At 60.3% G+C, this 11,984-nt stretch carries 8 protein-coding genes; 4 read left to right on the top strand and 4 right to left on the bottom strand.

The window, feature by feature from the left end; translation table 11 throughout:
* Nucleotides 1–119: 119 nt before the first annotated feature.
* Nucleotides 120–1,187, top strand: a complete 1,068-nt coding sequence (locus M5G20_RS03485) for an autotransporter outer membrane beta-barrel domain-containing protein (protein ID WP_273917915.1) — start codon at nucleotides 120–122, stop codon at nucleotides 1,185–1,187.
* A gap of 124 nt (nucleotides 1,188–1,311) precedes the next feature.
* Here the strand turns inward: M5G20_RS03485 and glgB are convergent, their stop codons facing one another.
* The 3 genes from glgB to M5G20_RS03470 form a co-directional block, all read right to left on the bottom strand.
* Nucleotides 1,312–3,546 carry a 1,4-alpha-glucan branching protein GlgB gene (gene glgB, locus M5G20_RS03480; protein WP_273917914.1) on the bottom strand — a complete coding sequence of 745 codons (2,235 nt, stop codon included), beginning with the start codon at nucleotides 3,544–3,546 and terminating at the stop codon, nucleotides 1,312–1,314.
* A 2-nt stretch (nucleotides 3,547–3,548) separates the two neighbouring features.
* Nucleotides 3,549–6,890: a maltose alpha-D-glucosyltransferase gene (gene treS / locus M5G20_RS03475; RefSeq protein WP_273917913.1), complete on the bottom strand. Its 3,342-nt coding sequence runs from the start codon at nucleotides 6,888–6,890 to the stop codon at nucleotides 3,549–3,551.
* Between the two features lie 184 nt (nucleotides 6,891–7,074).
* Entirely contained in the window at nucleotides 7,075–9,072 is a 1,998-nt protein-coding gene (locus M5G20_RS03470; RefSeq protein ID WP_273917912.1) for an alpha-1,4-glucan--maltose-1-phosphate maltosyltransferase, read from the bottom strand.
* A 203-nt stretch (nucleotides 9,073–9,275) separates the two neighbouring features.
* Here M5G20_RS03470 and M5G20_RS03465 point away from each other — a divergent pair, with 203 nt between their 5' ends.
* Nucleotides 9,276–9,443, top strand: a complete 168-nt coding sequence (locus M5G20_RS03465; protein WP_191635249.1) for a hypothetical protein — start codon at nucleotides 9,276–9,278, stop codon at nucleotides 9,441–9,443.
* A gap of 43 nt (nucleotides 9,444–9,486) precedes the next feature.
* On the opposite strand, the gene M5G20_RS03460 is transcribed toward M5G20_RS03465, so the two are convergent.
* Nucleotides 9,487–9,987: an MgtC/SapB family protein gene (locus M5G20_RS03460; protein WP_273917911.1), complete on the bottom strand. Its 501-nt coding sequence runs from the start codon at nucleotides 9,985–9,987 to the stop codon at nucleotides 9,487–9,489.
* 122 nt (nucleotides 9,988–10,109) lie between these two features.
* On the opposite strand from M5G20_RS03460, the gene M5G20_RS03455 reads away from it, so the two are divergent.
* Complete coding sequence (locus tag M5G20_RS03455; protein ID WP_273917910.1) at nucleotides 10,110–10,343, top strand: DUF3203 family protein; 234 nt, start codon at nucleotides 10,110–10,112, stop codon at nucleotides 10,341–10,343.
* A gap of 193 nt (nucleotides 10,344–10,536) precedes the next feature.
* Nucleotides 10,537–11,967, top strand: coding sequence for a cytochrome c oxidase accessory protein CcoG (gene ccoG, locus M5G20_RS03450; RefSeq protein ID WP_273917909.1), 1,431 nt, complete (start codon nucleotides 10,537–10,539; stop codon nucleotides 11,965–11,967).
* The last annotated feature ends 17 nt before the right edge of the window (nucleotides 11,968–11,984 follow it).

Genomic DNA, 11,984 nt, shown 5'->3' with positions numbered 1-11,984 from the left:
CCCAAGACACCCGCGTATACGGGCGGCCCCCGGCTTGCCCCCTTTCATTCGGTCGCCCCTCATTCGGGGTAGGAGAGACGCCAAGGCGAGTACGGTATGCGATAGCAAGGTAGGGCCCCATGAAAACTTCACTCACCCAACAAGAGATAAAAATCACTTTTTGCACTGTCTCGAGCTCGCTCTTGCTGTGCTCCTCCATGGAAGTACAGGCCCAACCGGCCGAGGACGAATCGACGCCCTGGTATCGCCAGGACATCCCGGTCCTCACCTTGCCCGCGCCCACCAGCAAATATCCCGGCCGCAACAGCCCGGTCGCCGACAGGCGAAGTAGCCAATTGACCACCGAAGATGTCACCCCCACCGCCTGGGACCAGTTCTACGGACAAGCTTCCCGCCAGGCGCAAACTGATGCGCTGGCGCAAGGGTTTACGATCCCCGGATCGGGCGAAATGAAAAGCCCGGCCATCCTCACCCTGCAGAGCGGCAGCGGCCATACCCAGCGGGTCGGCCTGATCGGTGGTGTCAGCCAGTACCAAGGCAACGCCAATGGCTTGCTGACCAACCGCGCACTGGCCGACACGCATAGCGAGACCCTCAACCTGCAAGGCCAAAGCCTCGGCGCTTACTACAGCCTGACCGGACCACAAGGCTGGCACGTCGACTTGTCGGCCAGTGGTGGCCGAGTCAATGGCTTCAGCCGCAACGAAAAAGGGGCACGCCAAGCCGCCGAAGGCAGCGCGGTGACCTTGTCGGTCGAAGGCGGTTTTCCAATTGGCATCAGTAAAAACTGGGTAGTGGAACCACAAGCGCAGTTGATCAATCAGCGAATCACCCTGGACACCCCGTATGCGGGCTCGGGCAATGCGTCTTCCAGCGATTTGACGTCCTGGAGCGGCCGGGTCGGTGCCAAATTGAAAGGTAGCTACGACATCAACGGCCTGCCCGTCGAGCCCTATGTGCGGACCAACTTGTGGCACACCGTATACACCGGCAATACCGTGACCCTCGATGAGGTCGACAAGATCAGCAGCAGTCGCAAATCATCGACGGTTGAACTGGGCCTGGGCCTGGTGGCACGGGTGACCCCGGCAGTGAGCCTGTATGTCAGCGCCGACTACAGCAGTGATGTGGATGACAATGATTTGAACGGGATCATTGGCAGTCTCGGTGTGCGGATGCGGTGGTGAGGACCAGACCTCAAGAGCGGTATTGACTGGGCTGACGCCATCGCGGGCAAGCCCGCTCCCACAGGTACAACGGTGATCCCTGTGGGAGCGGGCTTGCCCGCGATAGAAGCGACGCGGTCCAGGATCAGCCCTGCGGACTCAACATCAACACCGCCAACGGCGGCAGATTCAGCACCAGCGACAACGCCTGTCCATGGCTCGGCACTTCCTCGGTTGAGGTACCACCGCTGTTGCCATAGTTGGAGCCGGCGTAGGTCGCCGAGTCACTGTTGAGCAACTCGGCCCAGCGCCCGGCAAACGGTACGCCAATGCGGTAAGCCTCACGGGGCACCGGGGTGAAGTTGGCCACCACCAACACCGGTTTGCCGTCCTTGCTCCAGCGCAACCAGGCGTAGACGCTGTTGATCGCGTCATCGCCGATCAACCACTGGAAGCCTTGCGGCACATCGTCCTGCTCATGCAGCGCCGGTACTTCGCGGTACAGGCGATTGAGGTCGCCGACCAGTTTCTGCACGCCTTTGTGTTCGGAATACTGCAGCAAGTACCAGTCCAGTTGCTGGTCGTGGTTCCACTCGCGCCACTGGCCGAATTCGCAGCCCATGAACAGCAGTTTCTTGCCCGGGTGCGCCCACATGAAACTCAGGTAGGCCCGCAGGTTGGCGAATTTCTGCCAGCGATCGCCCGGCATCTTGTCGATCAGCGAATGCTTGCCATGCACCACTTCGTCATGGGAAATCGGCAGGATGAAACGCTCGGACCAGGCGTACACAAGGCCGAAACTCAGTTCGTTATGGTGATGGGCGCGGTACACCGGATCTTGCTGGATGTAATGCAGCGAATCGTGCATCCAGCCCATGTTCCATTTGTAGGCGAAGCCCAGCCCGCCCTGTTGTGTGCTCTGGCTGACACCCGGCCACGCCGTGGACTCTTCGGCAATCACCAGCGCCCCCGGGGTTTCCAGCGCCACGACGTCGTTGAGATGGCGCAGGAAGTCGATGGACTCGAGGTTTTCCCGACCGCCATGACGGTTCGGCACCCACTCGCCGGCCTTGCGCGAATAATCGCGGTAGAGCATCGACGCCACCGCATCGACCCGCAGGCCATCGACATGAAAATGCTTGAGCCAGTGCAGCGCCGACGCCAGCATGTAGCCGTGGACTTCGGTACGCCCGAGGTTGTAGATCAGCGTGTCCCAATCCTGGTGAAAGCCTTCCTGCGGGTTGCCGTACTCGTACAGCGCGGTGCCGTCGAACTGCGCCAGGCCGTGGGTGTCGGTGGGAAAATGTGCCGGCACCCAATCGAGGATCACACCGATTTCCGCCTGGTGGCAGGCGTTGACGAACGCTGCAAACTCATCGCCCGAGCCGTAGCGGGCACTGGTGGCGAATTGCGACAGCAACTGGTAACCCCACGAACCACCGAACGGGTGCTCCATGATCGGCATCAGTTCGATGTGGGTGAAGCCGAGTTCTTTGACATACGGGATCAACCGCTCGGCCAGCTCGGGCCAGGTGTACTGGCGGGCCACTTCGCCCAGATCGTCCAGTTCGCATTGCCAGGAACCGGCGTGCAACTCGTAGATCGACAACGGCGCACTTGGGCGGTGACGCTCGCCACGGGACTGCATCCAGTCCTGGTCCTGCCAGTCGACTTTCAATGGCGAGGCGACTTTCGAAGCCGTGTCCGGCGGCAGGCTGGTGGCCAGCGCCATCGGGTCGGCCTTGAGCGGCAGAATCCCGTCCTTGCCGAGGATTTCGTATTTGTAGGCCTCCCCCGCTTGCAGGCGCGGAATAAACAGCTCCCAGACCCCGGTGGGATGACGCAGGCGCATCGGATGGCGGCGACCATCCCAGACGTTGAAATCACCGACCACAGACACTCGCCTGGCATTTGGTGCCCAGACCGCGAAGCGCACGCCCTCAACCCCGTCCACGGTTTTCAACTGCGCACCCAGGGCACTGCTCAAGTCACGGTGATTGCCCTCGGCGAACAGGTACAAATCCATCTCACCGAGCAACGCGCCAAAGCTGTAAGGGTCTTCGGCGGTTTGCTCGCCGCCGGCCCAGCGCGTACGCAGCAGGTAGGGTTGCGCCCGATCGAAGTGGCCGACGAACAACCCGGGGGTCTGTGTCGCCTCAAGCGGACCAAGCTCCTCCCCGGATTCTTTGGCCACCACATGCACGCTTAAAGCGTCCGGCAAATAGGCCCGAATGAACTGCCCGCCGGCGCCATCGCCATGGGGGCCGAGAATTGAAAAGGGGTCGTGGTGCTCGGCGCGCACCAGCGCATCAATGTCCCGCGCCTTGGGCAACAGTGCTTCTTTGTGATAATGACCCTGTTCCTTGTTCGAGAAACTCATGACTACTCTCCACCAAGATCGGAAAAGGGTTTAAGCCCACTCAATAATCCATATAAACCGTGCAATGGCACGGGCAGCCAGCCGGGGCGGTTTTCCGCCTCATAAGCCACTTCGTACGCTGCCTTCTCCAGTCCGAACAACGCCAGCGCAGCGTCCTCGCCTTCTGGATCTTGCCACGCATGACCAAGCGTAGCTGCCGCCAGCCGATAAGCGTCGACAAATGCCTGCCTGGCTTCACTCAAATAGCGATCCGCTACTCGCTCGCGAGCCGCCTGGGCCTGAGCCGTGTTGTCGACGTTGTGCACGTTGATCGTCATGGCCGCGGCGTAATCGAAGGAACGCAGGACGCCGCTGACATCCTTGTACGGGCTGTGCTTGCCCCGTCGTTCGTGCAACGGTCGTGCGGGTTCGCCTTCGAAATCGATCAGGTACGCATCGCCCTTGATCACCAGCACCTGGCCGAGGTGCAAGTCGCCATGCACGCGAATTCGCAGGCCACCGGCCGTCTTTTTGGCCAACGCCTGCACATGGGCGAGGATGGCTTTTTTGTTGTCCAGTAATCGGCTGACCAGTGTTTTGTCTGCGGGGTTCAGTTCGTTTTGATGTTGCTTGAGCAACTTCAGGGCGTGCTCGATTTGCGCCGCGACGTCCTTGGCCGAGGCCAACGCTTCCTTCGCCGTGGTGACGTGCGGTTCGAAGTCCGGGTTGGCGCTCGGTGCCGCCAGCACCTGATGCATTTCCCCCAGTCGCTGACCGAGCATGCCGGCGAAGTCTTTGAGCTCGCCGAGGGCGTTGTAATGCTGCTCCTGCTCGGACATGGCATCTGCCAACTCGTCGCGCAAGGCCCGTTCGAGGTTGTTCTGCGTCCATTCCCAGGCGTCGCCCTGATTGCTCAAGTAGCCTTGGGCGATCATCAGCAGGTTGTCTTCGCCTGCGGCGTCGCGGCGCACCACTGCACCCAATAACGGCGAAATGTTGCTGAAACCGGCAGCCGTCAGGTACGCGCTCATTTCCAGTTCCGGGTGCACGCCCGACGCCACTTTGCGGATCAGCTTCAATACCAGGCTGTTGCCGACCACCACCGAGCTGTTGGATTGCTCCGCCGACAGATAACGCACCTCCGACTCGGCCGTCAGGCCCAGCTTGGCCAGCTCAGCGGTAGGTTCGAAACGAATTTCGCCACCGTCCGAGGGCAATACGGTGTTGTTATCCATGCCTTGCAAAACGGCGCGGATGAAGTTTTCCAGGCTGAACGCATCGGTGATCAGACCGACCTGAGGCCCACGGCGTACCCGGGACAGCGCCAGTTGCTGGGGCAATGCCGCACCGAACTGGTCTTCAGCGATGAAGCCGAACGGCAATTGATAGCGACTGGTCTGGCCGCCGCTGGTGACTTCGATCTCACTCAACAACACCGGATGCTGGGCATCGCCAAACCGCACACCATAGGCCAGCTCGACCTGATCGATAGCCGCGTCCTTGCCGGCGAACCAGCGACGGTTCTGCAGCCAGGTCGGCAAAATGTTCTGTTCCAACGTGTTGCGTGACGGCGCTTCGAGCAGTTCCTCCATGCGTTTTTTCAGCACCAGCGTGGTGAAGTCCGGCAGGCTTTGCGCCGGTTCCACGTGCCAGCTCGGCATCTGGTTCTCGGCGGCGAGGCCGAACCAATAGAAGCCGTAAGGCGCCAGGGTCAGCAGGAAATTCAACTGGCCGATCGGCGGGAAGGCATTCCCGCCCAGCATCTCCACCGGCACCATGCCGACGTACGCCGACAGGTCCAGCTCTACCGCCTGGGCACTTCGGGAAACGTTGGCCACGCACAAAATGATCTCGTGCTTGCCGTCAGGCCCTGTGTATTCGCGGGTGTAGGCCAGTACCCGGCGGTTGGTGGGCGAAAGCATTTTCAGCGTGCCACGGCCAAACGCCTTGGATTGCTTGCGCACGGCGAGCATGCGCCGGGTCCAGTTCAACAACGAATGCGGGTCGCCGGCCTGGGTTTCGACGTTGACCGACAGATAGCCGTATTGCGGGTCCATGATCGGCGGCAATACCAGGCTGGCCGGATCGGCGCGGGAGAACCCGCCGTTACGGTCGATCGACCATTGCATCGGCGTGCGCACGCCATCACGGTCGCCAAGGTAGATGTTGTCGCCCATGCCGATTTCATCGCCGTAATACAGGGTCGGCGTGCCGGGCATCGACAGCAGTAGACTGTTGAGCAGCTCAACGCGGCGGCGGTCGCGCTCCATCAACGGCGCCAGTCGACGGCGAATCCCCAGGTTGATCCGCGCCCGACGGTCGGCGGCGTAGTAATTCCACAGGTAATCGCGCTCCTTGTCGGTGACCATTTCCAGCGTCAGCTCATCGTGGTTGCGCAGGAAAATCGCCCATTGGCAGTTCGCCGGAATTTCCGGGGTCTGGCGCAGAATATCGGTGATCGGAAAACGGTCTTCCTGGGCCAGCGCCATGTACATGCGCGGCATCAGCGGGAAGTGAAACGCCATGTGGCATTCGTCGCCGTTGAGGCCTTTCTTGTCGGTGTCGCCGAAATACAGCTGAGTGTCTTCCGGCCATTGGTTGGCCTCGGCCAGCAGCATGCGGTCCGGGTAATTGGCATCGATCTCGGCGCGAATCTGCTTCAGGACGTCGTGGGTTTCGGGCAGGTTTTCGTTGTTGGTGCCGTCTCGCTCGATCAGGTAGGGGATCGCATCCAGGCGCAAACCGTCGATGCCCATGTCCAGCCAGTAACGCATCACCGACAGCACCGCTTTCATCACTTGCGGGTTATCGAAGTTCAGGTCCGGCTGGTGCGAGTAGAAACGGTGCCAGAAGTACTGGCCGGCCACCGGGTCCCAGGTCCAGTTGGATTTTTCGGTGTCGAGAAAGATGATGCGCGTGCCGTCGTACTTTTGATCATCGTCGGACCACACGTAGAAATCCCGCGCCGCCGAGCCTTTCTTGGCCTTGCGCGCGCGCTGGAACCAGGCGTGCTGGTCGGAAGTGTGGTTGATGACCAGTTCGGTAATCACCCGCAGGCCACGCTTGTGCGCCTCGGCGATGAAGCGCTTGGCATCGGCCATGGTCCCGTAGTCACTGTGGACGCCACGGTATTCGGCAATGTCGTAGCCATCGTCGCGGCGTGGCGAGGGGTAGAATGGCAAGAGCCAGATGGTATTGACGCCGAGTTCGGCGATGTAGTCGAGTTTGGCGATCAGGCCGGGAAAGTCGCCGATTCCGTCGTTGTTGGAGTCGAAATATGATTTGACGTGAACTTGGTAGATCACCGCGTCCTTGTACCAGAGCGGGTCTTTGATGAAGGTGGCTGCCTTGGGTTTCTTCGCCATTTGAAACTCCTGTTGAATTCAAAGTAAGCCCCGTTGGAATGGGTGCTTTTGTGGCGAGGGAGCTTGCTCCCGCTCGGCTGCGTAGCAGTCGCAAAAAACAGTTAATCGCATGAGCCTGAAAAAAATGGGGCCGCTTCGCGACCCAGCGGGAGCAAGCTCCCTCGCCACAGGGTTGGTGGTGAACTCAAGAAGCGGTAATCCGCCAGATCCCGAACGGCTGATACGCCGGGTCAATGCGCATGAATTGATATTTGCCGTACCAGGTCCAGCGATGGCCGTTCATCAAATCTTCGCCCTGGGTGCTGGCGTCGTCGGACAAGCCCATTTCCCATAGCGGCAATTCGAAGTTCGCCTCCTGGACGTTGTGCGGATCCAGGTTGACCGCCACCAGAATGAAATTGCTGCCATCGGCGCTGCGCTTGCCGAAATACAGAATGTTGTCGTTCCAGGCGTTGTAGACCTTCAATCCCAGATGCGTCTGCAGCGCCGGGTTCTGCCGGCGGATGCGGTTGAGCTGGGCGATTTCGGCAATGATGTTGCCCGGTGCACTGAAGTCCCGTGGACGGATCTCGTACTTCTCGGAGTCGAGGTATTCCTCCTTGCCCGGCACTGCTGCCGACTCACACAGCTCAAAACCGGAATACATGCCCCACAGGCCTGAGCCCATGGTTGCCAGTACCGCGCGAATGAGAAAACCGGGACGCCCGGACTCGTGCAGGAATGCCGGGTTGATGTCCGGCGTATTGACGAAGAAATTCGGCCGGTAGCATTCGCGCCACGGCGATTCATTGAGCTCGGTGAAGTACGTTGCCAGTTCGGTCTTGCTGTTGCGCCAGGTGAAATAGGTATAGCTCTGGGAATAACCCACCTTGCCCAGCCGCGCCATCATCGCCGGCGTGGTAAAGGCTTCGGCCAGAAAGATCACCTCGGGGTACAAGGCCCGCACATCGGCAATCAGCCATTGCCAGAAAGGCAGCGGCTTGGTGTGCGGGTTGTCCACGCGAAAAATCTTCACCCCCTCCTCGACCCAGCCGACGACGATGTCGCGCAACTCCACCCAGAGACTGGGGATCGCTTCAACGGCATAGAAATCGACGTTGACGATGTCCTGGTATTTCTTCGGCGGGTTCTCCGCGTATTTGATCGTGCCGTCGGGGCGCCAGTTGAACCAGCCCGGATGCTGTTTGAGCCACGGGTGGTCCTGGGAACACTGGATGGCGAAGTCGAGGGCGATTTCCAGCCCATACTCCGCCGCTGCGGCTACCAGTCGACGGAAGTCTTCGCGGGTGCCCAGCTGCGAGTGAATCGCTTCGTGCCCGCCCTCCTCGCTGCCAATGGCATAGGGGCTGCCCGGATCGTCCGGTCCTGCGGTCAGTGAATTGTTCGGCCCTTTGCGAAAGCTGCGACCGATCGGATGGATCGGCGGAAAGTACAGCACGTCAAAGCCCATGTCCTGAATCATCGGCAGGCGTGAGTGCACGTCATTGAAGGTGCCGTGGCGCTTCGGATCGTCGGTGATCGAGCGCGGGAACAGCTCATACCAACTGGCGAACCGGGCGAGTTCGCGCTCAACGTCGATGGGAAACTCGGCACTATGGCTCAAGTAGGCACGGTGGTCGGCCTGAGCCATCAACTCGGCGCTACGCTGGTGCAGGAACAACGCGACCTGCTCGGTTTCGAGCAGGCCCGACAACTCATGGTGCAACGCCGCCAACTGTTCGCTCAGTTGGCCTTCGCTACGTTCGGCGGCTTGCTGAACGTGCAGACGCCCTTCCTGCAACTCCAGGCTGACCGGCACGGCGGCGACGTGTTTTTTCTCGAGTTCATAGCGGAAACTGGCGAACTGATCGATCCAGGCTTCGATGCAAAACACATAGCGGCCCTGATCCGGTACCTGAAAGCGGCCCTGCCAGCCGTTGTTGCCCACATCGGTCATGACTTCGCTGCGCCAGGTTTCATCACCTTCAGCCCGCCAGCGCACGCGCACTGCCAGCTTGTCGTGACCGTCGGCAAACACTTTGCTGGTGACCACGACGTCCTGCCCCACCACGGCCTTGACCGCAAACTGGCCACCGTCGAGGGTCGGCATGGTGTTTTCAATGGCAATGCGCGGCAGCAACAGCGCTTGCGACAGTGGCATGTGCGGGTTGTAGCTCAGTTCAGTCGGTTTTTCAGCCGTCATCGAGCATCTCTCCTTACGCCCCATGGACGCTCTTGTGTCTGGATGTCTTCCCGTCGGGCCAGCCGCCCGGCAATGAACTCACTTAGGTTCCGAGCGACTGCCACCGCGAAAAGTTCATAGGCAATTGGCCGGAATCAATTCCCTCGCCCAGTGGTCAATCAACTTAAGCACGACTCACGCCATGTGCCACTGGAGGCAGGACGATGAACAATCCATTCCCCGCTGAGACGCCCGATCCGAACATCGACAACCCGGTGATCCCGCCGAGCGATCCGCAACCGGTGCCCGAACAAGAACCACCCGGGACCAACCCGCCGCCAAGGGAAGAACCGCCAACGACCATGCCACCGGTGATTGTTACGCCTGAATGAAGACAGTTGATCGTGGCTCTGAAGAGCCGCTTCAGGGCGGCTCCTACGGTTGCTGGTCTTTTTCGAAGAGCTTCACCACGCGGGGCATCACACCCAATACCAGTAACGCCAGCAAGGTGCTGAGCACCGCTGTCGCCTCGCGCCCCAACCCCGACGTTAGGCCAATCGCGGCGGTCATCCACAAACCCGCTGCGGTGGTCAGGCCTTTGACGTGGCCTTCATCGCCCTCTTCGTTTTTCAGAATGGTGCCGGCACAGAGAAAGCCGATCCCGGCGATCACGCCCTGGATGACGCGACTCATGGCGTCCGCCTGCGAGCCGGACATTTGTGGCACCAGCACGAACAGCGCCGCGCCAATCGCCACCAGCATATGGGTGCGAACGCCCGCCGCCTTGCCCTTGTGCTCACGCTCGAAACCAAGTATCCCGCCGAGTACCGCCGCCGTCAGCAGACGCACGGTCACGCGGGTCAGCTGCGAAGCGTCGCCGATGCCGGCGAACTCCGATTGCAGGGTCACCCATACTTCATGCCACCAGGCGTTCATTGGCGCTGTCCTTGTGAAGGTCCATGAAAGATGGACCGCAGCGACCATTAATCGGTTGCACCGAACGATGGCAGTTTCCGGGGCCCTAACCTTTCAGGCACCCGCTGAAAAAGGATCACGCCATGACCGTGCGCATCGAAAACGAAACCTGCTTTTTCACCACCGAACATGGCGAGGAAATTCGCCTGTGTCCGGACGTCACGATTGTCACTGACGGGGCCAAAGCCATGTCGGCGGTGGACCTCAACGGCCAGCGCATTTACATCACCGAAGCTGAAGCCGACGCATTGACCGTGGCAGGGGCCATTGATGGGCGCCGACACTTGAAGGCCACCGACAGTGATTCGGTGATTTGACTGATTTAGATCAACCACCCGCAAGTGCCTGAGACCGGCGTTTACGGGCCGCTGCGACAGATGCTTCAACTTGTCGCAGCAAGGCTCGCAGCCGCCATCTGATCTGCTTTTTATTGCAATACCTGAGTCTGTTATGCAAACAGATCGACGCTCATAGTGCTCACGCCTGATGGAGGCTGATGAGCGAAAGACCATGAGCGAAAGAATCCCCGTCCGAACCGTAGACAGCGCACCCACCGTCCAGACCTATGAGCCTTCGCGTGCGAAGACGAAGGCCGCGTCCAGCGACAACCTGATCCATACCCGCAGCTTCACCGGCCTGTTCCGCACCCTGCGCATGAGCGGCGCGGGTTTTCTGTTCCTGTTGTTTTTCGGCACCGTGTGGCTGAACTGGGACGGCCGGCAAGCGGTGCTCTGGGATCTTTCCGAAAGTAAATTCCACATCTTCGGCGCAACGTTCTGGCCGCAGGATTTCATCCTGCTCTCGGCGCTGCTGATCATCGCCGCGTTCGGCCTGTTTGCGATCACCGTGTTCGCCGGCCGGGTCTGGTGCGGTTACACCTGCCCGCAAAGCTCCTGGACGTGGATCTTCATGTGGTGCGAGAAAATCACCGAGGGCGAGCGCAACCAGCGCATCAAACTGCAAGCAGCGCCTTGGGACCTGAACAAATTGATGCGCCGCTCGGCCAAGCACACGTTATGGCTGGCCATCAGTCTGCTCACCGGTTTGACCTTCGTCGGCTATTTCACGCCGATCCGGCCGCTGGCCGAAGAATTGCTGACCTTGCAAATGAGCGGTGTCAGCCTGTTCTGGGTGTTGTTCTTTACCGGCGCGACTTACATCAACGCCGGCTGGCTGCGCGAAGCGGTGTGCATGCACATGTGCCCGTATGCGCGGTTCCAGAGTGTGATGTTCGACAAAGACACCCTGACCATTTCCTACGACGTCGCCCGTGGCGAGAACCGTGGCCCGCGTAAACGTGAAGTCAAACCGGCCGAGGCCGGCCTGGGTGATTGCATCGACTGCCAGCTTTGCGTGCAGGTCTGCCCGACCGGCATCGACATCCGCGACGGTTTGCAGATGGAATGCATTGGTTGCGCGGCGTGCATTGATGCCTGTGACTCGATCATGGACAAAATGGGCTATGAGCGAGGTTTGATCAGCTACACCTCCGAGCGCCAGTTGCAGGGTGGCAAGACGCACCTGCTGCGACCGCGACTGATCGGTTACACCGCCGTGCTGCTGGTGATGATCGCTGCGCTGGTGGTGGCGCTCATCGAGCGGCCGATGGTGTCGCTGGACGTCAGCAAGGACCGCGGCCTGTTCCGCGAGAACAGTCAGGGGCAGATCGAAAACATCTACAGTCTGAAAATCATCAACAAGACTCAACAGCGTCAGGACTATCACCTGAGCCTCGTCGGCGCAGACGGCTTTCAGTTGCAAGGCAAGACCGACCTGAGCCTGGCCCCCGGCGAGATTGTCGACGTGCCGGTGTCGGTGGCGATGACTACTGAACGGCCGAGCAGCAGCTCGCAGAGCATCAGCTTCAAGGTGGTCGACAGTGATGACCCCGGCATCTACAGCGTGGCAAAAAGCCGGTTTGTTGCCCCGATGAACCGTTGAGCCTTTAAGATGCAGTC

Source organism: Pseudomonas sp. TNT2022 ID1044 (genome assembly GCF_028656895.1).
Taxonomy (GTDB): Bacteria; Pseudomonadota; Gammaproteobacteria; order Pseudomonadales; family Pseudomonadaceae; genus Aquipseudomonas; species Aquipseudomonas reinekei.
This window is presented reverse-complemented; position numbering and strand designations above follow the sequence as displayed.